This is a genomic window from Pseudomonas sp. IT-P176, assembly GCF_949767245.1.
Classification (GTDB): domain Bacteria; phylum Pseudomonadota; class Gammaproteobacteria; order Pseudomonadales; family Pseudomonadaceae; genus Aquipseudomonas.
The window spans coordinates 18,154-40,440 of record NZ_CATKPN010000060.1 but is presented as its reverse complement, the minus strand read 5'-3'; the positions used below and the strand labels follow the sequence as shown (position 1 = coordinate 40,440).

22 protein-coding genes and 1 pseudogene are annotated in these 22,287 nt (G+C 58.9%); 17 read left to right on the top strand and 6 right to left on the bottom strand.

From position 1 onward, the window contains the following. Window positions 1-71: 71 nt before the first annotated feature. Both ACM6IP_RS18465 and ACM6IP_RS18460 read right to left on the bottom strand, forming a co-directional pair. Window positions 72-485, bottom strand: coding sequence for a hypothetical protein (locus ACM6IP_RS18465; RefSeq protein ID WP_141228989.1), 414 nt, complete (start codon window positions 483-485; stop codon window positions 72-74). 79 nt (window positions 486-564) lie between these two features. After that, window positions 565-1,461 (bottom strand): HNH endonuclease, encoded by an 897-nt coding sequence (locus ACM6IP_RS18460; protein WP_414862023.1) that lies wholly within the window; start codon window positions 1,459-1,461, stop codon window positions 565-567. 1,232 nt (window positions 1,462-2,693) lie between these two features. On the opposite strand from ACM6IP_RS18460, the gene ACM6IP_RS18455 reads away from it, so the two are divergent. The 6 genes from ACM6IP_RS18455 (at window position 2,694) to ACM6IP_RS18430 (ending at window position 7,763) form a co-directional block, all read left to right on the top strand. Continuing rightward, on the top strand, window positions 2,694-4,094 hold the full coding sequence (locus ACM6IP_RS18455; RefSeq protein WP_414862022.1) for a YfjI family protein: 1,401 nt from the start codon (window positions 2,694-2,696) through the stop codon (window positions 4,092-4,094). Further along, window positions 4,078-4,437, top strand: coding sequence for a hypothetical protein (locus ACM6IP_RS18450; RefSeq protein ID WP_414862021.1), 360 nt, complete (start codon window positions 4,078-4,080; stop codon window positions 4,435-4,437). The genes ACM6IP_RS18455 and ACM6IP_RS18450 overlap by 17 nt, the downstream gene beginning before the upstream one ends. Further along, window positions 4,415-5,395, top strand: coding sequence for an integrase domain-containing protein (locus ACM6IP_RS18445; protein WP_414862027.1), 981 nt, complete (start codon window positions 4,415-4,417; stop codon window positions 5,393-5,395). The genes ACM6IP_RS18450 and ACM6IP_RS18445 overlap by 23 nt, the downstream gene beginning before the upstream one ends. Next, complete coding sequence (locus tag ACM6IP_RS18440) at window positions 5,392-5,706, top strand: hypothetical protein (RefSeq protein ID WP_414862020.1); 315 nt, start codon at window positions 5,392-5,394, stop codon at window positions 5,704-5,706. The genes ACM6IP_RS18445 and ACM6IP_RS18440 overlap by 4 nt, the downstream gene beginning before the upstream one ends. Window positions 5,707-5,856: 150 nt before the next feature. After that, window positions 5,857-7,284 carry an SIR2 family protein gene (locus tag ACM6IP_RS18435; protein ID WP_414862019.1) on the top strand — a complete coding sequence of 476 codons (1,428 nt, stop codon included), beginning with the start codon at window positions 5,857-5,859 and terminating at the stop codon, window positions 7,282-7,284. Window positions 7,285-7,286: 2 nt separating this feature from the next. Further along, complete coding sequence (locus ACM6IP_RS18430; protein WP_414862018.1) at window positions 7,287-7,763, top strand: TIR domain-containing protein; 477 nt, start codon at window positions 7,287-7,289, stop codon at window positions 7,761-7,763. A 284-nt stretch (window positions 7,764-8,047) separates the two neighbouring features. On the opposite strand, the gene ACM6IP_RS18425 is transcribed toward ACM6IP_RS18430, so the two are convergent. Continuing rightward, window positions 8,048-8,461: a hypothetical protein gene (locus ACM6IP_RS18425; protein ID WP_414862017.1), complete on the bottom strand. Its 414-nt coding sequence runs from the start codon at window positions 8,459-8,461 to the stop codon at window positions 8,048-8,050. 22 nt (window positions 8,462-8,483) lie between these two features. Beyond that, window positions 8,484-8,696: a ribbon-helix-helix protein, CopG family gene (locus ACM6IP_RS18420; protein ID WP_414862016.1), complete on the bottom strand. Its 213-nt coding sequence runs from the start codon at window positions 8,694-8,696 to the stop codon at window positions 8,484-8,486. Between the two features lie 1,106 nt (window positions 8,697-9,802). On the opposite strand from ACM6IP_RS18420, the pseudogene ACM6IP_RS18415 reads away from it, so the two are divergent. Continuing rightward, window positions 9,803-10,005 (top strand): annotated as a pseudogene (locus ACM6IP_RS18415) (integrase); the annotation flags it as partial. Window positions 10,006-10,088: 83 nt separating this feature from the next. Here the strand turns inward: ACM6IP_RS18415 and ACM6IP_RS18410 are convergent. Together ACM6IP_RS18410 and ACM6IP_RS18405 are read right to left on the bottom strand one after the other, a co-directional pair. Then, complete coding sequence (locus ACM6IP_RS18410; RefSeq protein ID WP_414862015.1) at window positions 10,089-11,222, bottom strand: MFS transporter; 1,134 nt, start codon at window positions 11,220-11,222, stop codon at window positions 10,089-10,091. Window positions 11,223-11,785: 563 nt separating this feature from the next. Next, entirely contained in the window at window positions 11,786-12,223 is a 438-nt protein-coding gene (locus tag ACM6IP_RS18405) for a YciI family protein (RefSeq protein ID WP_320333615.1), read from the bottom strand. A gap of 180 nt (window positions 12,224-12,403) precedes the next feature. Between ACM6IP_RS18405 and ACM6IP_RS18400 the strand changes: the two genes are divergently transcribed. From ACM6IP_RS18400 to ACM6IP_RS18355, 10 genes are all read left to right on the top strand, one after another. Then, window positions 12,404-13,813, top strand: coding sequence for a DUF2252 domain-containing protein (locus ACM6IP_RS18400; RefSeq protein ID WP_414862014.1), 1,410 nt, complete (start codon window positions 12,404-12,406; stop codon window positions 13,811-13,813). An 80-nt stretch (window positions 13,814-13,893) separates the two neighbouring features. After that, a complete protein-coding gene (locus tag ACM6IP_RS18395) occupies window positions 13,894-14,850 on the top strand; it encodes a LysR substrate-binding domain-containing protein (protein WP_320333613.1) in 957 nt (318 codons plus the stop codon). A 152-nt stretch (window positions 14,851-15,002) separates the two neighbouring features. Next, window positions 15,003-16,457: a 2-hydroxymuconic semialdehyde dehydrogenase gene (locus ACM6IP_RS18390; RefSeq protein ID WP_414862026.1), complete on the top strand. Its 1,455-nt coding sequence runs from the start codon at window positions 15,003-15,005 to the stop codon at window positions 16,455-16,457. A gap of 17 nt (window positions 16,458-16,474) precedes the next feature. Then, complete coding sequence (locus ACM6IP_RS18385) at window positions 16,475-17,296, top strand: fumarylacetoacetate hydrolase family protein (protein WP_414862013.1); 822 nt, start codon at window positions 16,475-16,477, stop codon at window positions 17,294-17,296. Then, entirely contained in the window at window positions 17,289-18,227 is a 939-nt protein-coding gene (locus ACM6IP_RS18380) for an acetaldehyde dehydrogenase (acetylating) (RefSeq protein WP_095169508.1), read from the top strand. Before ACM6IP_RS18385 ends, ACM6IP_RS18380 begins: the two co-directional genes overlap by 8 nt. An 11-nt stretch (window positions 18,228-18,238) precedes the next feature. Beyond that, entirely contained in the window at window positions 18,239-19,258 is a 1,020-nt protein-coding gene (gene dmpG / locus ACM6IP_RS18375; RefSeq protein WP_095169509.1) for a 4-hydroxy-2-oxovalerate aldolase, read from the top strand. Window positions 19,259-19,408: 150 nt separating this feature from the next. After that, entirely contained in the window at window positions 19,409-20,197 is a 789-nt protein-coding gene (locus ACM6IP_RS18370; protein WP_414862025.1) for a 2-keto-4-pentenoate hydratase, read from the top strand. Continuing rightward, window positions 20,194-20,619, top strand: a complete 426-nt coding sequence (locus ACM6IP_RS18365) for a RidA family protein (protein ID WP_095169511.1) — start codon at window positions 20,194-20,196, stop codon at window positions 20,617-20,619. Before ACM6IP_RS18370 ends, ACM6IP_RS18365 begins: the two co-directional genes overlap by 4 nt. A gap of 10 nt (window positions 20,620-20,629) precedes the next feature. Beyond that, complete coding sequence (locus tag ACM6IP_RS18360; RefSeq protein WP_095169512.1) at window positions 20,630-21,202, top strand: 3-hydroxyanthranilate 3,4-dioxygenase; 573 nt, start codon at window positions 20,630-20,632, stop codon at window positions 21,200-21,202. After that, window positions 21,199-22,185: an amidohydrolase family protein gene (locus ACM6IP_RS18355; protein ID WP_095169513.1), complete on the top strand. Its 987-nt coding sequence runs from the start codon at window positions 21,199-21,201 to the stop codon at window positions 22,183-22,185. The genes ACM6IP_RS18360 and ACM6IP_RS18355 overlap by 4 nt, the downstream gene beginning before the upstream one ends. The last annotated feature ends 102 nt before the right edge of the window (window positions 22,186-22,287 follow it).

Genomic DNA, 22,287 nt, shown 5'->3' with positions numbered 1-22,287 from the left:
GCTTCGTTCAGGTTGAGATGAGACCGCGTCATGCAGCTACCCAGTTACAAGTGAACGATTTAGACGTACTCTCAGGAAAACTCAATTCCAGATAAGGTCAATCGCGCAAATGGATCCCCAGATCCAAACACCCAACCTTCAGGCATGGTCGTTTTCCAGCCACGTTGTTTATCCAGCCGATCTTTTTCTTCTTCTGAAATAAGAACAATCGCAAGATGCCTCTCAATCATCTTTTCCACATCTTCGATCATCTTGCCTTCTTGATACATTTTTATGCTTTGGTCACGGATGAGGACACACGGCACAATGTGTTCTCTATACTTTCCTCCGCTTGATGATTTTCCGCATATCAGCCACTCATCAGGTATTACGTGCTCAAAAATTCTGGTGCTACCAACCCTACTTTCCTCCCAATGATCACGAAATATTTCCGCAAGTCTTTTTATAGCTCTCTGCTTCTTTTCTGGTTGCGTATGCTTAGTCATATCAGTTACCATTTTCTGCGTCCAACACACGACTTGTTCATTTTTCTTAATGAGGAGTCGAGCGCAGGCCTATTTTCATTTAGTTATCAACAACCACCTTTCTTAACCCGCTAATGCTTGGCATGGGGCTCATTCGGTGAATAATTCGATGACAATTTGAGCAAACTACAGCCAGCTCGCTAAGCTTTGTTTTAGTATTGCGATCTGACTTGTGCAGAGGGGTGAGGTGGTGGACCTCACAGAATTTTTCACCATACTCTCCGTATACCTTTTCAAAGTTGAAGCCACAAACCTCACAGCACAGTGCACCAGTTGCGGCCAAAACCGCTGCTCTCTTCTTTTTGACGATGGTGCTGTTTCTCTCACGGCGGAAATGTGAAACTAGTCGAGGATTTCCCTCTGATCCAAACGCTTCCGCATCCACGTCTGGCAGTCTATCGGGCTTGGTGTCTCGTTCAATCAGGAGAAGGACCTTATCGACTAACTCCGCACTTTCTGGTTTGTCCGCGTACCAGACATTGCTTTGACCAATACCTCCTTTCACCGCGCGCGGGATCATGAACTCGCGTTCGTAAGCAGGCAGTAACCTAGCATCGCCAGCAGATGCTGAAATTCGATAGACTTCTATTTCATTTTTTTTGTGGGTTTTTGATGGCTTACTAATCCGCTGACGCTCGCGATAAACGGTTGCGTTCTTGTACCAACCGACCACTGCTGTGCCGCCACTATCTGGTCCGGCAGTCCATACAACAGTTACGCCATCTGCATATTCCTCGCCCTTTTTGGCCCCTAACTTTTCGACACTAATGCGACCGGTAGACTGAACGTATCCATAGACTTTTCCATTTGCATTGGTAAAGTTGCAGACCTCATGCCCAATCGAATCATTATTGTACGAGCCGCCTCGCTGGATAGAGTCCCCATCTATGCCGTCGTAGCGCTCCATCCAGCCAATATTGCAGAATATTATCGGCATAAATTTTCCTTGGTATCTAAGTTATTGCTAATGAGCAGCCCGTGGTGCACGGAACGTCCTGAGAGCCAAAATAGTGGATTTAATCACCGCTTAAGCAGTCTTTGACCATTTTCTTGGGGAGCTCGACGCATAGTAGTGCGCTGTTTGCAAAGGTACGGCAGTTGTATGCCATAGCGGAAAGTCCCTTTTGCGTGGTGGATCAACCAAGCATTGAGACTAGCGTAGAGCAGGGAGGAGAAACAATGGGTGAGTCGCCCCGGACTTCCTAGATACTTGATGACCGCTTCTGGCCGTTCTCCGCCGGTCGTCACTACGGCGTTTGCTGGTCAAGTCGAATGCAAACGGTTGATCAGCACGAATGCAATTGACTGGTCAGTGACGATGCAAATGGGTGGTCAAGTCCATGCAATTACGCAGGCTCACATTAAAAACCGACAAACGACCACCCGGCTATGGAAAACCACCGGACTCCAAGGTCTTCTAGCACTACCGATTGGCGCAAGAGTCGCCTCCAAAATATGGTTGACCGTGAGTAGAACGAGCGCTAAACCAGAACCGTACCAGCGCTGTCCTCGACAGCACCCAGGTAGCCAGAACCTTTGAGGCTACGCCACATCGTGGTGGTTCTCCCCAAGTGCGATTAGCGTCCGGCGGCTCGCACGCTCACAGTGATGTGATGGATGCCTACTTCTACCAGAGTGCCACTGCGGCAACTCATACCTCTTTATAGCTGCCCTGCAGCAACCTATCCGCTTGGCCATTTCCTTGCGCCAACCTGTTGCCCGTCTCTTTGCCTCCTAAAGAGACGGGCGCTCCTACCACTGCTGCAGCCCCGCTCACACGGGCCTTTGCGGCTTTCCCCCTCGTGACAATCGGCGTGACAAACACCGAATGCTCACTCGCCACAGCGATGCCGATGATGGTGCCGCAGCCCAAGGAATGGACTGCACCTGACTGACAGTCAGGCATGCCCCGGTCATCGCCTCACTGCCTTCACCTGACTCAGGATCTCGCGGCACTGGTCTCGTCAGCCAGTGCAGCCTCCACCCGCCCACCGCTATCGGTGTTCAGGAGGCCAGATCATGAGATGCCCAAGCTCCCGGTCGTAAGGAGCCGCCAGTCCCGCGTTAGTGGACAAACCTCACAGGTCGCAGGGGCCTTGATCCCTGATAACACTCAACAACCGTGGCGGGATGAGTGAGGACGAAGTCGATAATCTCAGGAGAATGGCGATGCAACTGCGCGAAGCGTTCGAGCCACCACAACCATTGCTGGAATACCAGCAGGCGCCACTGCCCTACCCAGTCGAAGCACTCGGGGATCTGTTAGGCCCTGCGGTCGAACGATTGGCCGAGGTGATCGGCGTGCCCTACGCCATGGCCGCGCAATCGGTGCTGGCTTCTACTGCCCTGGTGAGTCAGGGCCATGCCAATGTCCAACTCGACGGCCGAACCTATCCGCTGTCCCTCTACCTACTGACGGTGGCGTCCTCGGGTGATCGCAAAAGTGCGGTGGATCACCTGGCATTAAGGGCGGCGCGCGACTGGGAGCGGCAGCAGTGGACCCTGTATGCGGAAAAGCTCAAAGCCTATCGAGCCGCTACCAGCGTCATGGCCAAACCCAAAACCTCAACAGAGCGTGCTGAGGCGAAAGACGGTGAGCTGTCCGAGCCGGTACCACCGAGATTGATCATTGCCGAGCCGACCATTGAGGCTCTGGTCAAAAGCTTGTGCCATGGCTTGCCCAGCATGGGCTTGTTCAATGATGAAGGTGGCCAGTTCTTGGGCAGCAGCACCATGAGCAAAGAGAATCTGCTCAAGGCGATCACCACCTTGTCGACACTGTGGGATGGCAGCCCTATCGACCGGGCCCGCTCTATGGCCGGAGAAAGCCTGCGCGCCTATGACCGCCGCCTCAGCCTGCATCTGATGCTGCAACCCTACCTCGCCAACCAGCTGTTCAAAGACCCGGTGATCAATGGCCAAGGCATCCTCGGCCGTTGCCTGATCAGTTGGCCCGAGCGCCTGGCCGGCCAGCGTCTCTACAAGGCAATCGACCTGACCCGAGATGCCAAAGTCCAGCGCTACCAACAGCGAATCACCGCCCTACTGCAAAAGCCCTGGTCACTCCACAAGGATGGCTCACTCAATCCTGCCGCGCTGGAGCTGACGTCCCGTGCCCGCCGGGCCTGGATTGATATTCACGACACCATCGAGTGCCAGTCTGGCGAGTTCGGCGAGCTGGCCGGCGTCCAGCCTGTCGCGGGCAAGGCCGCGGCGAATGTGCTGCGCATCGCGGGCGTGCTGGCCATGGTTGAAGAGGCCAGTCAGTTGGAGGAAGCACACATCCAGCGCGCCTCCACGTTGATGGATTACTACCTGGCCGAGATCCAGCGCTTGACCGAACAAGAGCCGGTAAATAGCCGACGCGAAGAGGCGGATCGGCTGTTGCGCTGGCTGGTGCAGAAAGGCTGGACTCACTTCACCGTCCGCGACGTCAATCGCAACGGCCCTCGTTTTGCCCGTAAGAGCGCTGACCATACCGCCACTTTATTCGTCGAGCTGATCACTCATTGCTGGCTGAGCAGCCGCGACGGAAAAACTTTCGAGGTCCGCCATGTTTCGCCTCAATGACGCGGTGCGCCGCTATCAGGCGCAACATCAATCGCAACCAGCATCGCGGCGTGTCGCCGCCACTGTCGCCACCCTGTCGCCACGTGCCAGGCCAGAAACGACGCAGGTTGTCGCCACTGTCGCCACTGTCGCCACACCACCCCTAGACCCTGCCCACATCGCCCTGCTGATCGAGCAACTGCGTGAGGAAGGGGCACAGCTGCAACACCACGAGAACACCCTTCTGATCCGCCCGACGCACTGGCGGCAGATGGACAGGCTCAGCCCTCACTGGAAAGCCTTGCTGCTCTTTCTACAAACAAACGAAAACGGTGATGACAATGGCACTGGTCGGTCGGCGTGATGGTCGCAACTTCGGCTACGGCCGCCAGCTAAGCTACGCCGGCCCACAAGCGCTAAAGGATCTATTTGCCGGTGGCCACTTCGCCACGGTCAAAGCGCATAGCGATCGCTGGCAAGCGTTCGTGCGTTGGTGTCGGTCAGAGGACGGCCCCGGCTACAACGATGCGCGCCAGATCGACCGACAGACGCTGCAGGACTACGCCGATTACCTGCGTCAGCAGATAAAGCAAGGTGAACTCTGCATCGCCACCGCGCAGAACCGCCTGAGCAGCGTCAACCGCACCCTCGCGGCGCTGCGCGGTGATCAGGACGTGAGGATCGCCAGCCCGAGTCAGGCGTTGGGACAGAAGCGCTCGAGCGTACGCACCCGCGCACCGGATGGCCAAGACCGCCAACAGGTGCGGCGAGTGCTTGAGGCGCTTGGTGAACAGCAACACGAGCGGGTGGCCGCGATTGTCCTGCTGGCCCGAACAACCGGTATGCGCCTGCGCGAAGCGATCCTGGCTGACCTGCCACGCTTGCACCGCGAAGCCGAACACTTAGGCCGCATCAACATCCAGGACGGCACCAAAGGCGGCCGCTCAGGGGCATCAGCGCCACGATGGGTTGTGGCCAATGAAGCGGTGAAGGCGGCGCTGCAGTTAGCTCGTCATGCGTCGCCGCCCCGTAGCCGCAACTTGCTAGCCCGCGACGAAAGCTACGCCGCGTTCCTGCAACAGACCGTGCTCCCCGCCCGCGAAACGCTGCATGAACACGGGCTGAAGGGTTTCCATGAACTCCGAGCGGCCTACGCCTGCGAACGTTACGAGCAGCTCACGGGCCACCCCGCACCGGTCAATGGTGGCCACTGCTATCGCATTGACCGCGACCTGGATCAACAGGCGCGCCAACAGCTCAGTCATGAGCTCGGGCATAACCGGATCGATGTGGTGTCGGCCTACATTGGAGGTCGAGCGTGACCAAGCCCTTCGATATGGCGCTGTTCCTGAGTGGCGTACTGACTGGCTCGAAGGCCACCCAGCAACGACACTTACGCCAAGCCCGAATCATGCAAGCGGCCATTCAACGACGATGGAAGCGAGACAATCCCTGGACCTGGCAGCTCAAGCATGTGCGCTGGTTTCTCACTCAGCACCTGAAAGACCACTCCGACGTCACCCGGTATTACTATCGGCTCACCGCTCTATTGGTCTGGAAGCGATTAAGGAATGACGCGCCGGAAAGCCTGTTGCGCAGGCTTGATAGCCGGGATAGTCTCTGTGATATCTAAGGGCCCTACGGTTGCTCTCTGCCTCACTCCTCCCGTCTGCAAGCCTTAAGTTGTCTAGACGCAGCTGAAAAAACTTAACCATTTGGCCATTCCAGGTGCGCGCGGTTGTGCTCCCAATTTTCGTAAAATGGTCGTCACAAGGATGTAGACATGGCGTTTTCTGGCGAAATCAATTCGTTTATCAAAGAATTTGTAAAAGACCTGAGTGAGGACAACGCCGCAGTGTTCGCGGGCGCAGGCATGTCTAAAAGTGCGGGGTTTGTCGACTGGAAGGAGCTCTTGAGGGACATCGCCGACGAGCTTGACCTGAAAATCGAGCAAGAAGACGACTTGATTTCTCTTGCTCAGTTTCATGTCAACAAGCTCAAGGGGCCGGCTAAGCTCTCACGAAAAATCCTAGAGGAATTTTCTGAGCAGGCTGAGCCCTCCATTACTCACGAGATCTTGGCGCGGTTGCCGATTCGCACCTATTGGACGACCAACTACGACACCTTGATCGAAGATGCACTGAAGCGCACCTTCAAGGTTCCTGACGTCAAACACAGCGTTGAACAGCTCAATACCACCCGCCCGAAGCGGGATGCGGTGGTGTACAAAATGCATGGTGATGCCCATCACTCGAACGCCGCTATCCTCTACAAAGAGCAGTACGAGCGTTACTACCGCACCCATGAGTCGTTCGTTACGGCCCTGAGTGGCGACCTCGTTTCAAAGACCTTCTTGTTCATCGGATTCAGCTTCACCGATCCGAATCTGGACTACGTGCTCAGCCGACTCCATACCACCACAAAGCGCAACCACTACTGCTTTGTTCGCCGCGAACCTATCGACCCCAAGGATGATGATGAGGTCCAGGCCTACAAGCGCCGTAAACAGGATCTGCGCATTGATGACCTCAAGCGTTATGGCATCCAGTCGCTGCTCATCGATCAATATGAGGACGTTCCGGCGATCCTGCAGGAGATCGAAAGCCGTTTTCTCAAGAAAACTGTATTCATTTCAGGGAGTGCCGAGGACTTTGGGGATTGGGGTCAGCAGGAAGCCCAAGAGTTCATTCACACCCTCTCCGCTTCGCTGGTTAAAAACAACCTGCGTGTTGTGAACGGATTTGGTTGGGGGGTTGGGAGCGCCGTCATCAATGGTGCATTGGAGGCGATCTATGCCAATCCCGAAAAGTATTCCGAAGACCAGTTGATCATGCGGCCTTTCCCTCAGGTAGCCACGAAAACCGCCGACCTGAAGCAGCTCTGGGAGCAGTACCGTCAGCGCATGATCGGTCTCACCGGCATTGCTATCTTCCTGTTTGGCAACAAGCGTGACGTGGACGGCAAGATTATGGAAGCCGGCGGGGTCATTCGGGAGGCGGAGATCGCGATCGACAAGGGTTGCATCGTCATTCCGGTTGGCGCCACAGGCTTTGCTGCTCAATCGGTCTGGAAAATGATTTCTGAAAAGCCCGAGCTTTTCCAAGGTATCGAGTGGATCCACCCAATGCTCGAAGAGATCTGTGACCCACAGATAAAACATAAAGAGATCGTGAATAAGATCATCGCAATTCTTAACCGCCTGGGAAGATAAGCATGGCTAAGCGTAAGGTGTTCTACAGCTTCCACTTTGACAACGACGTAATGCGTGTTCAGCAAATTCGCAACATGGGAGTGATTGAAGGAAACACTGAAGTCACGGTCAACGAGTGGGAAAAAGTAAAAAATGCGGGTGATGCGGCGATCAAGAAATGGATCAACGACAACATGAACGGTAAATCCTGCGTCGTGGTTCTGATTGGCAAGGATACCTCTAAGCGACCTTGGGTTCAGTATGAAATCAAGAAGGCCTGGGAAGACGGCAAGGCTCTACTGGGAGTGTATATCCACAACCTCTCATGCCCGAACAACGGGAAGTCGACTCAGGGTGTTAACCCTTTTGATCAGACCACCTTCAAGATAGGCGACAAGGTCGTCAAACCATTGGTTTTCAATCCTAAGTCGGGCGATGCCTACAATGACATCGATGAAAATCTGGCGGGCTGGATTGAAGAGGCTATCGAACAGCGCTAGAGCCAATCTATTCGTGGCCTGTGGGGATGGAGCACATCCCTACGCGCCACACCTCCGCCCTCCTACCGCATTGCTGAATAGCGTTGTTGTAGGCGTTTGTTTGTAAGGTCTTCAGGATTAGATGTTCCAATCTATTACCGACAAGCTTGGGATAGTCGGTCGTAACCGGCAGCAATCGAAACTGATCAGTCACAAAGTCTAGAAATTAGGGTTATTCATCCAGTGCAATTCAGTGTTTTTTGAAGAGAATAAAGCCCGCTCCACCGAGCGGGCTTTGTGCAGCATCACTCCCGTTTTGTCGCAAAATAAAAACCGGTCGCGGCTGAAACCAGTGCTACCAACGGGCCCAGGATTTGATTCAGAAGGTTTTTAAGCGCTTCTTGGTCAGTTCCAGGAATAACAAAAAGGGTCATCGCACCCAAAGTTACAAGGGCCAGCAACAGGACAAGGCTGTAAGCAAGCAGCCTTCTGGCGTGGTCATCATGAGGGCGTGAATCGTATGGGCGGGTAGTGATGTCCGTGAGGCCCGGCACTTCAGTCGTTGATTCAGTTGACCAGTCGGTCACCTTATAATCACTTTCCGACGGCTGAGGCTCGTAGGGCTTTAGCGATACTTCCCCCATATGTTTGGGTGGCTTGTCGAATTCCTCAATTGACAGGTCAATGTGAGGGGCATCAGCATTTGAATCATGGTGCATGACAAATTTCCTTTGTTGATGTTCATAGCATTACAACCTCCATGGTTGAGTCATTCTTCTCGTCCCGTAGAAGAATTTTTTTCCCTGCCCTTTGTTCCTTGAGCAGGAATAATTCGGTTTTCAGTGCTCGCCTAATAGCGTCGGTTCTCGATACGCTTAAAAGCTTTGCTAATTCTTCAATGTGCCCAATGGCTTCATCGGGAAGCTGTACAGTCAGCTTGGTTTTACCAGACATATTTATCTCCTAGAAATTTAATAATGAATTTATATTTCACTATGTTTTTAAATTTCGAGATTGGATGCACCTTAGATGCCCAGATATTGATCTATTTCTTTCTAAAGAAACTGGGGATTGGCTAGATATATCGAAGTTACTTTCTATAACAAATATTATTGAAGTCATTTTATATTCTCATATTTTCAGATTTAGATAATTTATGGTGAGCTCTACGCTCAGCAGCCACTATAGTACGGCAAAAAGCCGTACGCAAGTGGTTTTTTTGAACGCATTTCTACCATCCATTGGACGTAGCGAATGTACTCGGTTTGGCGCTGCGGGTCGTTCGTCAATGGCGACTAGAAGCCAAAGGATGCGGCGTGCGAGGCATTTCAGGGATTTACCTTCGTAGTGATGAGCGCCGACGAAAAACGAAACGCAATCCCTTACTGTCCGGAGTGTGAGGCGTGGTCGGGAACGATGCCGCCTCTAAATGAGGCTCCTACAATCTGTGGGGTCGCAACGGCGATTCAATTCGGGCTCCGCCCAGCAGGTCTGCTGGGTGAACAATTCGTAGTCTGAGGCAGCTGTTCGTTACGGTGATTGGTTGATCTTCAACCAAGATGAGTGGTAGCCCCTCCGCGAGGCCTCCAAGCAGGCTCTGGAGTTAATTGATGCGGTGAAAATCACCCCCGTATCAGGATGATTAATGTCGAAAGCCGAAACGCTTTGGACGGGGTGAAGTGGTAGGGATGAATTGCCCCTGATGCCTTAGAAAAACCCGACATGCTGCTTTTGACCGAGTCTAGGTCTTGGCGAGCCTCAGATTAGGGTAGTTCACTGCCAATCATGGTTACGAAGCTTGCTGGTCAGATCGAATGCAAACAGGTGGTCAAGTGGAGTGCAGTATTCCAATTGGTACTCCAACTAAAAATTAAAACCGTTATTAATTTTATATATCAATAATTTACTTAACGGATTCAACTTACCCCGGCCCATCTAAAGACGTCCAAGGACGTCTTTTTTTCTGGAATTCAGTGCGCACGGGGATTTCAGGGCTGCGGGGAGCTTTCCAGGTGGTTTGAGTGCCCGGTGGTTTGGTATTCCCAATGGTAAGCAAGCGAGCCAGCACAATCCTGAACGAGCATGGATAGGATCCGGAGCTAATCGAAGTCGCGCTGGCGCATGTCGATAAAGACGAAGTTCGAAGCGCCTACAACCTGGCGGATTACATCGAACATCGGCGTCCGGAGATGGCTGGCGGAGTGAGCATGTCCAGAAAGCAGTTACTGGAAGCCTATCGGCATCCGCCATCAATCAAACCAGGCTGCTGGCCGTTTTGACGAGCCAATCTGCACACCTAAACCTCTGCAATTTAGGTATTCGCCAAAGAAATTCACCCCTCCTACTTCACAAGACGACTGGTCCTGTCCGAGCGCGAACTCCTGCGCCAACCATCAGGATGATGGCAGGGACAATAACCACGCTGGCCGATAGCATCGCCCCCTTGAACCCCGCCACATCCAGCGCCTCTGCGCCGATAATCACACCTAGCCCGATCGCGCTATTCAGTACAGCTGTATGGATTGCCGTGGCCGGTACCGTGTGATCACCGGCAATCCTCAAGACCCAGGTCTGCAGGCCGGTAAACAAAGCCGAAATGGCCACACCCCAGATCACCAGCAAGATAACCACCGGCGCGATACCCAGAAGGGGACCGTAAATGCCCAAGGTCACCAAGGCCAATGCCATCGCAACTAACGCTATCAGAATGAAAGCGCTCAAGAAGCGATCAATGAAGAGCGCACTAAGCAGATTGCCCAGGAAACCTGCGGCCCCGAAGGCGAACAACAAGACAGCAATCAAGTTCGCCGTAATCCCAGGTACCTGGCCAATAAACGGTTCGACGAAAGTGTAGGCCCCAAAATGCGCAGCCGCTGTCAGCCCGGTGATGATGTAAGTGATCAACAAATCCCTACGCCGCAGTACCGCTGCAAACCCGATACCCTTGGCAAGCGATTGAATCTGCATGGTGGGGAGCACCAGTGCTATCGCACCGGCGCAGGCAACGCACATCAACGCCAGGCACACAAAGGCCGTACGCCAACCATCGTATTGGCCCACCAGATTGATCAAGGGAACGCCCATGACCGTGGCGGTCGTAATGCCGCCCAACACGATCGAGGTGGCTAGCCCCATGCGATGCACAGGCACAATATGCGCAGCAGTGGCAGCCACGATTGCCCAGAACACGCCATGGGCCAATGCGCCAACGGCGCGGGCGCCGAGCAGCGTCGAAAAATCGGAGGATAGCGCCGCCAGGCCGTTGGATACGGCCAGTATCAGCATCAACGCGATCAGCAGCATCTTGCGGGGAATCCAGCGGTTCAGCCAGTTAGATAGCAAGCCGCTGGCTGCTCCGATCCATGCGTACAACGTCACCGTCAGTCCGACGGTAGACGGGGGTTGACCCAGGTCGGATGAGATCTGCGACAACAAACCTATGGGGGCGAACTCGGACGTCACCATCGTGAACGAGGCCATACACAGCACACTGACTGCACACCATATCCGCAAAGCTGAGCTGACCATCGGTAATGTCCATCCCTGTTCACTGCTGAGTCATCGTGCCCCCCTTGCAGCCTGTGCTGCGCGGATGGGGTTGGCGCTTTCTACGCTAGAAGTCCACGGACACATCATACTCAGCGAGCCAACTGTTGCCGCGAGTCCCGTGCTGCCGAGCGCAAAATACTTTTCTTCAGCCCGTCAAAGGCTTTCATTCCCCAGGGATTTTAAAGAGCTATTGGTATTTTGTTCAGACGATCATGAGTAGCGCCTTTCTGCGGCGGATCATCCCTGCTGTTAACTCCTAGTAGTAGGGAGTCGCACAACCCCAGCGCGCGCAGAAAAACCCCTGGTGCGCATCGAGCTCGCGGGGGATCTGGCCACTGCGCGCCGGGCGCTGGGCGCGCTGAGGGCTACGGCGAAGGCTTGGAAGTGCTGCGCGCGCTGAATCCGTCGGATTTGGGGTGCTATGTATCGCCCCTAACGTCGCGGCTACTGCGCGGCGCTTGGAGTTAGAAAGTTGATTGGGGGCCTCCCCCACCTCAACACTTCCTCCCCCCCTCCCGCCCATCCCCAAACACCCGCTCCTCCTGCTCCCGCAACTCCTGCGTCAACTCCGCCCCAAAATCCTCCATCTCAAACACTTGCCGAATCTCTATCTCAGCCTCAGTCCCCGGCATCGGATTCGGGCAACGCTTAACCCATTCAACCGCCTCCTCTTTCGACTTCACCTGCCACAGCCAATACCCGGCAATCAGCTCCTTGGTCTCGGCAAACGGCCCATCGATAACTGTGTGCGTGTCCCCCCTAAAGCGCACCCGTGCGCCTTTGCTGCTGGGGTGCAGGCCTTCGCCGGCGAGGAGGATCCCGGCCTTGAGCAGTTCTTCGTTGTAATTGCCCATCTCGGTCAACAGTGCTTCGCTGGGCATTTTGCCGGCTTCGGAATCCTGGCTGGCTTTGATGATGATCATGAATCGCATGGCGGTTGCTCCTTTGGATTGGGTGACCTGACAAGTAGTCGAACGGCCGCTGTGCAAATCGACGGCACAGGGCAAAAAGATTTGCCACCGCGCAGCAACCCTGGCGGCTGGCCAAGCCCTGGATTCCTGCTAGCGTTTGAACCAGCGTTCGCCGGCACAACCCATTTCGCAAGGGACTCCATGACCACCGTCAAAGACCGTCTCAAACTAGGCAAGGATGCACGCAAGCACTGCCCGCGCAGTTCCCAGGCGCAGCACCAGCAGAGCGAGCGCGATCCGATTCCGTTGATCAGGGCTTCCAGCGAGGGCCGGGTGCAGTCGTTGGTGGCTTTGCGTTACGGGCGCATGCTGGTGTCGCCGTTCACTTTCTACCGGGGCAACGCCTTGTTGCAGGCCCACGACCTGTCCCGCACGCCGGACATGGGTTTGCGCTCAACGATCTGTGGCGATTGTCACTTGATGAACTTCGGCGGTTTTGCCACCCCGGAGCGCAATCTGTTGTTCAGCGTCAATGACTTCGACGAGGTCCATCCGGGCCCTTGGGAGTGGGATCTCAAGCGCTTGGTGGCGAGTTTTCTGATTGCTGCGCGGGACCTGCGCCATGGGGCGACGGTGGAGGAGAATGTCTGCCGTCAGTTGATTGGCGCCTACCAGCAGAGCATGGCGGTGTGTGCCGAGCAGAGCGCCCTGGAAATCTGGTACGACTCGATTACCTACGACGATCTGCTGCGACAGGCGCGCTCGGACAACACCCTGGAGCACGTGCAGCGAGCCATGGAAAAAGCCGAGCGCCGTACCCATGCCGAGTTGCTGCCGAAAATCTGTGAGCGGGATAACCAGGGCCGGTTGCTGATTCGCGATGACCTGCCGGAAATCTTCCACTTGCACAACACCACCACGTTGCTCGACGCCGACGACGCCTGGTTGCGCCTGGCCGATTGGCGGCCGCTGTATGACACCCTGATGCGCGATTATCGCAGCACCCTGGCCGGTGATCGCCGGGAGTTGCTGGCACGTTTCCAGGTGCAGGACCTGGCCTTCAAGGTCGTTGGCGTGGGCAGCGTCGGCACCCGTTGCATGGTGGCGCTGATGACTGACAATCAGGAGCGCCCGCTGTTCCTGCAGATCAAGGAAGCCCGACGCTCGGTGCTCGCCGACTATGTCAAAAGCAAATCCCGCGCCCGCCACAACGGCCAGCGGGTGGTGGAGGGACAACGCTTGATGCAGTCGGCCAGCGACCTGTTCCTGGGTTGGACCACTGGCCCCCACGGCCGGCATTTTTACGTGCGCCAGCTACGGGACATGAAGGTCTCGGCGGAGCTGGAAACCTTCGATGACGAAACCTTCGCCGCCTACGCGCGCACCTGCGGCCGGGCGCTGGCCCGCGCCCATGCCAAGGCCTCGGGGCAGGCAGCGTTGATCAGTGGCTACATCGGCAAGAGCGATACCCTGGCCGACGCCCTGTACCAGTACGCCCAGGCCTACTCGGACCAGAACGAGCGCGACTTCGAGCGCTTCCAACAGGCCTGCCGCAAGGGTCGCCTGCTGGCCCGCTCGGAAGCGGACTTCGCCGCCGACCATCTCCCGTAAAGCCTCCCCCGCTGCTGAAAACACCGGAAGTGTGATACCTATAGCGCCCCGTCGAACCCACGCGATTCCCGAGGCTCTGCATGAAGTTCACCACCATTTCCGTTGCGCGCAAGCTCAAGTTCTACCAGTTGGTGGTGTTCGACCAGGTGCTGCAAAGCGGCTCGCTGGTCCGGGCTGCGCAGGCGCTGAACCTGACTCAGCCGGCGGTGACCAAGATCATTCACGAGCTGGAATCGTACTTCGACGCGCCGCTGCTGATTCGTGGCAATCGCGGGGTCAGCGCCACCGAACTGGGTGAGTTGGTGGTGCGCCGGGCCAAGTCGTTGCTGGCCGAACTGCGCTCGCTGACCGACGAGGTCAATGCCTTCCAGGAAGGCACCTCGGGGCACGTGATGGTCGGGACGCTGATTTCCGCGTCCACCTCGTTGTTGCCCCGGGCCATGCAGTTGCTCAAGCAACAGGCACCGGGGGTGCTGGTGTCGTTGCGGGTCGGGCAGATGGACCAGTTGTTCCCGGCGCTGGCCGTGGGCGAAGTGGACCTGGTGGTGGGCCGGGTACCTGATGACTGGCGCTGGCGCAACGAGTCGCCGATGCTCGACGTCGAGGTGCTGTATGCCGAGCAATTGAGTGTGGTGGCCGGGGCCAAGCATCCACTGCAGGGTCAGGCACCGGTCAGCCTCGCCGATTTGCACGCCTACCCGTGGGTGCTGCCGACCCGCGATTCCCTGCTGCGCCGCACCGCCGACAAGCTGTTCGCCGACGCCAACCTGAGCACCCCGGGCAACGTGGTCGAGTCGCTGTCGATCCTCACCAACATCACCCTGATGCAGGACCAGCAGACCGTGGCGCTGATGCCCTACGAGGCTTCGCAGCAGTTTGTCAGCGCCGGCCTGCTCAAGGCCTTCGACCTCGGCGCGCCGTTGCAGTTTGGCGATATCGGCTGCTTCTTCTCCAACACCCGCGCCCTGGGGCCGGCAGCACGGCTGTTCCGCGAATGCCTGAACCAAGCGCGTAGCGAGTCGGATCAACTCCCATAGGGGAAATTTGGAAAGATCGCAACCTTCGGCAGCTCACCTGGTATTCCAGATCGACATATCAAGGCGCGACCTTTTTATTATTCACTAATAGCCACCCTCCCTACACTCCCTCCGACTACCCACGTTTTCCGGAGGTTGATGTGTCTGCACCCCTGCAGTTGCTGCGTAATTACATCTCGGGCGAATTCGTCGCCAGCGAGCAGACCTTCCCCAATGTGTCGCCCATCGATGGCCGGACCCTCAGCCAGGTCTGCGAAGCCGACGAGGCCCTGGTCGCACGCGCCGTCGCGGCGGCCAAGGCTGCGCAGCACGGGCCCTGGGGTGACTACAGCGCGAGCCAGCGTGCCGCCGTGTTGCAGCGTATCGCCGATGCCATCGAACGCCGCTTCGAAGACTTTGTCGCCGCCGAAGTGGCCGACACCGGGCGTCCGGTGCAGCAGGCGCGGACCCTGGACATCGCCCGGGGTATTCACAACTTCCGCACCTTCGCCGAACTGATCAACCAGGCCGGCAGCGAGTGCTTCGAGATGCGCGCCGCCGATGGCAACGACGTCTTCAGCTACTCGGTACGCAAACCCCATGGCGTGGTGGCGATCATCTCGCCGTGGAACCTGCCGATGTTGCTGATGACCTGGAAAGTCGCCCCGGCCCTGGCCTGTGGCAACTCGGTGGTGATCAAGCCCTCCGAGGACTCCCCTTCCACCGCCACCTTGCTGGCCGAGGTGATGCACGAAGTCGGGTTGCCGGCGGGCGTGTTCAACCTGGTACACGGCTTCGGCCCGGGCTCGGCCGGTGAGTTCCTGACCCGCCACCCGGACGTCGACGCCATCACCTTTACCGGAGAGTCGCGCACCGGCGAAACCATCATGAAAGTCGCCGCCGAAGGCATCCGGGACGTGTCGTTCGAACTGGGTGGCAAGAACGCCGCGGTGGTATTTGCCGACTGCGATTTTGACGCGGCAGTGGCCGGCGTCCTGCGCTCCAGCTTCACCAACTCAGGCCAGGTCTGCCTGTGCTCGGAGCGGGTGTATGTGGAGCGACCGATCTACGAACGCTTCGTTGCCGCCATGAAAGCCGGGGCCGAGGCGCTGAAGATCGGCTACCCGGATGAAGACGGGGTGAACATGGGCTCGTTGATTTCCCACAAGCACCGCGACAAGGTCCTGGGCTACTTCGAACTGGCCCGCAGCGAAGGCGCGACCCTGGTCACGGGCGGCGGCGTGCCGCACTTCGGCGACGAGCGCGACAACGGCGCCTACGTGCAACCGACCATCTGGACTGATCTCAGTGACGACGCCCGTTGCGTGCGCGAAGAAGTGTTCGGCCCGGTATGCCATATCGCCCCGTTCGACCGCGATGAAGAAGTGGTGCAACGGGTCAACGACTCGACCTATGGCCTCGCCACCGCCCTCTGGACCCGTGACCTGAAGCGCGCGCACCGGCTTTCGAGGCGTTTCGAGGTCGGCATGGTCTGGGTCAACACCTGGTTCTTGCGCGACCTGCGCACCCCGTTTGGCGGCACTCGCCTGTCCGGACTGGGCCGTGAAGGGGGACGCCACTCCCTGGATTTCTACTCGCAAATCACCACCATCTGCGTCAACCCTTGAGCCCCGGAGTCTCGTCCATGCATGCAGCTCTCATCGAAGCGGCCAACCGGCTGCGCCAGGCCGAACGCGACGGGCAACCCTGCCCGCCGGTTCGCGAACTGATCGCCAGCGCCCTCGCCGCGGATCCCACGGCAGACCCGGTCGCCCTCGCCTACGCCGTGCAACACCACAACACCCAAGCCGCCATTACTGCCGGGCAACGTCCGGTCGGGCGCAAGATCGGCCTGACCTCCTACGCGGTCCAGCAGCAACTGGGGGTCGATCAGCCGGACTTCGGTCAACTGTTCGCCAGCATGGCCCGCGGTGACGATCAGCCGATTGCCTGGGGTGACACCCAGCAGCCCAAAGTCGAGGCGGAAATCGCCCTGGTGCTGGAACACGACCTGTGCCACGAGCGCCACACCATGGCCGACCTGATCCGCGCCACCGCCTTCGCCCTGCCGGCCATCGAAGTGGTGGGCAGCCGTATCGCCCAGTGGGACATCCGCCTGGTCGACACCATCGCCGACAACGCCTCCTCGGGCCTGTTCGTGCTCGGCAGTCGCCCGGTACAACTGGCGCAACTGGACCTGGTGCGCTGCGGCATGAGCATGACCCTAGGCGGCGAGCCGGTATCGGTGGGCGCCGGTGCGGCGTGCCTGGGCAACCCGTTGAACGCGGCGCTGTGGCTGGCCGACACCATGGTCCGGTTCGGTGCGCCGTTGCGCGCCGGCGACATCCTCCTGACCGGCGCCCTCGGGCCGATGGTCGCGGCCCAACCGGGCAATGTGTTTACTGCCCATATCCAGGGCCTGGGCAGCGTCACCGCCGCCTTTGAACGGAGCGCTGGCCATGACTGACAAACTGAAGGTCGCCATCATCGGCTCCGGCAACATCGGCACCGACCTGATGATCAAGGTCCTGCGCAACGCCCGGCACCTGGAAATGGCGGTGATGGTCGGCATCGACCCGGCCTCCGACGGCCTGGCCCGTGCCGCACGCATGGGCGTGGCGACCACCCACGAAGGGGTTGAAGGCCTGGCGCGAATGGAGGTATTCCAGGACATCGACTTCGTCTTCGATGCCACCTCGGCCGGCGCCCATGTCGCCAACGACGCGTACCTGCGGGCCATCAAGCCCGGCATCCGCCTGATCGACCTGACGCCTGCGGCGATTGGCCCGTACTGCGTGCCAGTGGTCAACCTCGAGCAGAATCTGCACCAGCTCAACGTCAACATGGTCACCTGCGGCGGCCAAGCGACGATCCCGATGGTGGCCGCCGTGTCGCGCATCGCCAAGGTGCATTACGCTGAGATCGTCGCCTCCATCGCCAGCAAGTCCGCCGGACCCGGCACCCGGGCCAACATCGACGAGTTCACCGAGACCACCTCCAAGGCCATCGAAGTCCTCGGCGGCGCCGGCAAGGGCAAGGCGATCATCGTGATGAACCCGGCGGAGCCACCCTTGATGATGCGCGACACGGTGTTCGTGCTGTCGGACGCCGCCGATCAAGCCCAGGTCCAAGCCTCCATCGAAGAAATGGCGGCCGCGGTGCAGGCCTATGTGCCGGGCTATCGCCTCAAGCAAACAATCCAGTTCGACGTGATCCCCGAGCAGGCGCCGCTGCACATTCCGGGCCTGGGCACCTTCTCGGGGCTCAAGACCTCGGTGTTCCTTGAGGTCGAAGGCGCCGCCCATTACTTGCCCGCCTACGCCGGCAATCTCGACATCATGACCTCCGCTGCCTTGGCCACCGCCGAGCGCATGGCGCAGTCGATGCTCAACGCCTGAGGAGCCTTGCGATGACCTTCAACCCCGGTAAAAAGCTCTACACCTGCGATGTGACCCTGCGCGACGGCAGCCATGCGATTCGTCACCAGTACTCGATCCAGAACGTGCAGGACATCGCCCGCGCCCTGGACAAGGCCCGCGTCGACGCCATCGAAGTGGCCCACGGCGACGGCCTGCAAGGGTCGAGTTTCAACTACGGTTTCGCCGCCCACACCGACCTTGAGTGGATCGAAGCTGCGGCGGATGTGATCAGCCACGCCAAGATCACTACCTTGTTGTTGCCCGGGATCGGCACGGTCCACGACTTGAAAGCGGCCTACAACGCCGGGGCACGGGTGGTGCGCATCGCCACCCATTGCACCGAGGCGGACGTTTCCCGCCAGCACATCGAGTACGCCCGCGCGCTGGGCATGGACACCGTGGGGTTCTTGATGATGAGCCACATGATCCCTGCCGAGCAGCTTGCCGCCCAAGCCAAACTGATGGAAAGCTACGGCGCCACGTGCGTGTACATGGCCGACTCCGGTGGAGCGATGAGCATGCAGGATGTGCGCGAGCGTTTGCGCGCCTTCAAGGCGGTGCTCAAGCCCGAGACCCAGACCGGCATGCACGCCCACCACAACCTGGCGCTGGGGGTGGCCAACTCGATTGTCGCGGTCGAAGAAGGTTGCGACCGCATCGACGCCAGCCTCGCGGGCATGGGCGCCGGTGCCGGTAACGCGCCGCTGGAAGTGTTCATCGCCGCCGCCGACCGCCTGGGCTGGAACCACGGCACCGACCTCTACACCTTGATGGACGCCGCCGATGACATCGTCCGCCCGCTGCAAGACCGTCCGGTGCGGGTCGACCGCGAATCCCTGGCCTTGGGGTATGCCGGCGTGTACTCCAGCTTCTTGCGCCACGCGGAAATCGCCGCGCAGAAGTACGGCATCAAGGCGGTGGACATCCTCGTCGAACTGGGCAAGCGACGCATGGTCGGCGGCCAGGAAGACATGATCGTCGACGTCGCCCTGGACCTGCTCAAACGCTAACCCCACTGACCCCACACACCCCAATGTGGGAGCGAGCTTGCTCGCGATGACTGAGTGCCAGTCGACATCACCGTTGCCTGACACATCGCCATCGCGAGCAAGCTCGCTCCCACAGGAGAACCGGGCATGTTCGCCCTTGGAGCAACACCCATGACCACCGACATCGCCTACATCGCCAAGGCCCTGGACCAGGCAGCACGCAAAGCCGAAGCCGTGGCGCAGTTCAGTACCCACACGCCGTTCAGCCTCGATGAGGCCTACCAGATCCAGCGGGCATCGATGCACCATCGCTACGCTGGCGGCGAGCGCCAGATCGGCCTCAAACTGGGCTTCACCAGCCGGGCGAAGATGATCCAGATGGGCGTCGACAGCCTGATCTGGGGCTGGCTCACCGACGCCATGCTCGAAGAAGACGGCGGCATCGTCGACCTGCAGCGCTACATCCATCCACGGGCCGAACCCGAGGTGTGCTTTCTCACCCGGCGCACCATCGACCGCCCCTTGACCGCACTGGAAGCGGTCGACTACCTGGAAGCCGTGGCACCGGCGATCGAGATCATCGACTCGCGCTACCAGGCCTTCAAGTTCAGCCTCGAAGACGTGGTCGCCGACAACTGCTCCTCCGCCGGGTTGGTGGTCGGCGCCTGGTCCCGCGACTTCGCCGGCCTGGACAACGCCGGGGTGCTGATGCGCATCAATGGCCGGGTGGTCCAGGCCGGCTCCACGGCCGCGATCCTCGGCCACCCGCTGCGCAGCCTGGTGCAGGCCTCGCAGTTGCTGGCCAAGGCCGAGATCGCCCTGCCGGCCGGCAGCCTGATCATGGCCGGTGCCGCCACCGCTGCCGAAGCCCTGAGCCCGGGCGCCCATGTCAGCGTGCAGATCGCCGGTTTCGGCGAATGCGGCTTCAGCGTTGCCAACCACCCAGGAGCAGGACAATGAGCCTCAATCGATCGACCGTGGTCGCCGGCAAGGCGACGCCACGCGGACGTTTTCCCCACATCAAGCGCGCCGGTGATTTCCTCTACGTCTCCGGCACCAGCTCGCGGCGTCCCGACAACAGTTTCGAGGGCGTGGAAGTCGATGCCCTGGGCACCACCCGCCTGGATATTCGCGCGCAGACCCGCGCCGTGATCGAGAACATCCGCGACATCCTCAACAGCGAAGGCGCGGGCCTCGCGGACCTGGTCGAACTCAGCAGTTTTCTCGTCGACATGAACGACTTCGACGGTTACAACCAGGTCTACGCGCAGTACTTCGACGAAACCGGCCCGACCCGTACCACTGTGGCCGTGCACCAACTGCCCCACCCGCACTTGCGCATCGAAATCAAAGCCGTGGCCTACGCCCCCCTCAATGCTTAAGGACAACAAGATGGACAAGCATCACTTCAGTCCACCCCTGAACTTCAATCGCTGGATCGAAGAATACGCCCACCTGCTCAAGCCACCGGTGGGCAATCGCCAACTGTGGAAAGACAGCGACACCATGGTCACGGTGGTCGGCGGCCCCAACCAGCGCACCGACTTCCACGATGACCCGGTCGAGGAGTTCTTCTACCAGTTCAAGGGCAATGCCTACCTGAACATCTGGGACCGCGGCCAGTACGAGCGCATTGATTTGCGCGAAGGCGACATGTACCTGATGGCCCCGCACGTGATCCATTCGCCCCAGCGTCCGGAGCCGGGCAGCCTGTGCCTGGTGATCGAAAAGTCCCGTCCAGAAGGACAGTTCGATGCCCTGCAGTGGTCCTGCGCCCATTGCGGCACCCTGGTCAAACGCTATGAGTTGCAATTGCAAAGCATCGTCAACGACCTGCCGCCGGTCTATGAACAGTTCTACGCCACCAGCGACGCCGAACGACGTTGCCAGGGGTGCGGTGAGATCCACCCCGGTCGCGATTGGCAAACCTGGCACCGCACCCTCGAAGCGGTGAAACGCCCATGAAAATCGACATGCATTCGCACTTTTTCCCCACCATCAGCCAGGCCGAGGCTGCACGCCTGAGCGCCGACCGCGGGCCGTGGTTGCACACCAGCGGACGCACTGGGCAGATCATGGTCGGCGACCAGCCGTTCCGTCCGGTGCACGACGTGCTGTGGGACATGCACCGGCGCATCGAGCACCTCGACGAACAGGGCCTGGACGTGCAGATCATGTGCGCCACGCCGGTGTTGTTCGCCTACGATGCGCCGATCGAGCGCGCCCTGCCCTGGGCGCAACTGATGAACGACCGCGCCCTGGAAATGACCGCCGTGGCCCCGGACCGGCTCAAGGTCCTGGCCCAGGTGCCGCTGCAGGACATCGACGCCGCCTGCCGGGAAGCCAGTCGGGCCAAGGCGGCCGGCCATGTCGGTGTGCAGATCGGCAACCACGTCGGCAATCAGGATCTGGACCACGAAGGCCTGGTGAGGTTTTTCACCCACTGTGCCGAGGACGATATCCCAGTGCTGGTCCACCCGTGGGACATGATGGGCGGCGAGCGCATGCGCAAGTGGATGCTGCCGTGGCTGGTGGCGATGCCAGCGGAAACCCAGCTGGGGATTCTGTCGCTGATCCTCTCGGGTGCCTTCGAACGCATTCCGCCTTCACTGCGCCTGTGCTTTGCCCACGGCGGTGGCGGCTTCGCCTTCCTGCTGGGGCGTGTGGACAATGCCTGGCAACACCGCGACATCGTCCGCGAAGACTGCCCGAACCTACCGTCGAGCTACGTCAAACGCTTCTTCGTCGACTCCGCCGTATTCGATCCGCGCTCGCTGAAGTTGCTGGTGGACGTGATGGGCAGCGACCGGGTAATGCTCGGCTCCGACGCCCCGTTCCCCCTCGGGGAGCAGAGCATTGGTGCCGGGGTGATCGAGCATCCTGAGCTGGATCAGGCGACCAAGGCGCAGATCCTGGGAAGCAACGCCCAGGCGTTCTTCGGGCTCTGACCCAACGCTGCACCCAGCCCCGCCGCAAGCGATTGCCGCGGGGCTTTTACATGCCCCCCACACAGTGTTTTTCAGCTGCCCACAGATTTTTCCTACCCCCAC

Bases quoted from the DNA above. Each gene is read 5' to 3' on its own strand.
- ACM6IP_RS18425 (WP_414862017.1), bottom strand. From the start codon at position 8,461: ATGCACCATGATTCAAATGCTGATGCCCCTCACATTGACCTGTCAATT.
- ACM6IP_RS18400 (WP_414862014.1), top strand. From the start codon at position 12,404: ATGACCACCGTCAAAGACCGTCTCAAACTAGGCAAGGATGCACGCAAG.
- ACM6IP_RS18410 (WP_414862015.1), bottom strand. From the start codon at position 11,222: ATGGCCTCGTTCACGATGGTGACGTCCGAGTTCGCCCCCATAGGTTTG.
- ACM6IP_RS18455 (WP_414862022.1), top strand. From the start codon at position 2,694: ATGCAACTGCGCGAAGCGTTCGAGCCACCACAACCATTGCTGGAATAC.
- ACM6IP_RS18365 (WP_095169511.1), top strand. From the start codon at position 20,194: ATGAGCCTCAATCGATCGACCGTGGTCGCCGGCAAGGCGACGCCACGC.
- ACM6IP_RS18405 (WP_320333615.1), bottom strand. From the start codon at position 12,223: ATGCGATTCATGATCATCATCAAAGCCAGCCAGGATTCCGAAGCCGGC.
- ACM6IP_RS18445 (WP_414862027.1), top strand. From the start codon at position 4,415: ATGGCACTGGTCGGTCGGCGTGATGGTCGCAACTTCGGCTACGGCCGC.
- ACM6IP_RS18435 (WP_414862019.1), top strand. From the start codon at position 5,857: ATGGCGTTTTCTGGCGAAATCAATTCGTTTATCAAAGAATTTGTAAAA.
- ACM6IP_RS18430 (WP_414862018.1), top strand. From the start codon at position 7,287: ATGGCTAAGCGTAAGGTGTTCTACAGCTTCCACTTTGACAACGACGTA.
- ACM6IP_RS18355 (WP_095169513.1), top strand. From the start codon at position 21,199: ATGAAAATCGACATGCATTCGCACTTTTTCCCCACCATCAGCCAGGCC.
- ACM6IP_RS18370 (WP_414862025.1), top strand. From the start codon at position 19,409: ATGACCACCGACATCGCCTACATCGCCAAGGCCCTGGACCAGGCAGCA.
- dmpG (WP_095169509.1), top strand. From the start codon at position 18,239: ATGACCTTCAACCCCGGTAAAAAGCTCTACACCTGCGATGTGACCCTG.
- ACM6IP_RS18465 (WP_141228989.1), bottom strand. From the start codon at position 485: ATGACTAAGCATACGCAACCAGAAAAGAAGCAGAGAGCTATAAAAAGA.
- ACM6IP_RS18420 (WP_414862016.1), bottom strand. From the start codon at position 8,696: ATGTCTGGTAAAACCAAGCTGACTGTACAGCTTCCCGATGAAGCCATT.
- ACM6IP_RS18460 (WP_414862023.1), bottom strand. From the start codon at position 1,461: ATGCCGATAATATTCTGCAATATTGGCTGGATGGAGCGCTACGACGGC.
- ACM6IP_RS18385 (WP_414862013.1), top strand. From the start codon at position 16,475: ATGCATGCAGCTCTCATCGAAGCGGCCAACCGGCTGCGCCAGGCCGAA.
- ACM6IP_RS18380 (WP_095169508.1), top strand. From the start codon at position 17,289: ATGACTGACAAACTGAAGGTCGCCATCATCGGCTCCGGCAACATCGGC.
- ACM6IP_RS18395 (WP_320333613.1), top strand. From the start codon at position 13,894: ATGAAGTTCACCACCATTTCCGTTGCGCGCAAGCTCAAGTTCTACCAG.
- ACM6IP_RS18360 (WP_095169512.1), top strand. From the start codon at position 20,630: ATGGACAAGCATCACTTCAGTCCACCCCTGAACTTCAATCGCTGGATC.
- ACM6IP_RS18450 (WP_414862021.1), top strand. From the start codon at position 4,078: ATGTTTCGCCTCAATGACGCGGTGCGCCGCTATCAGGCGCAACATCAA.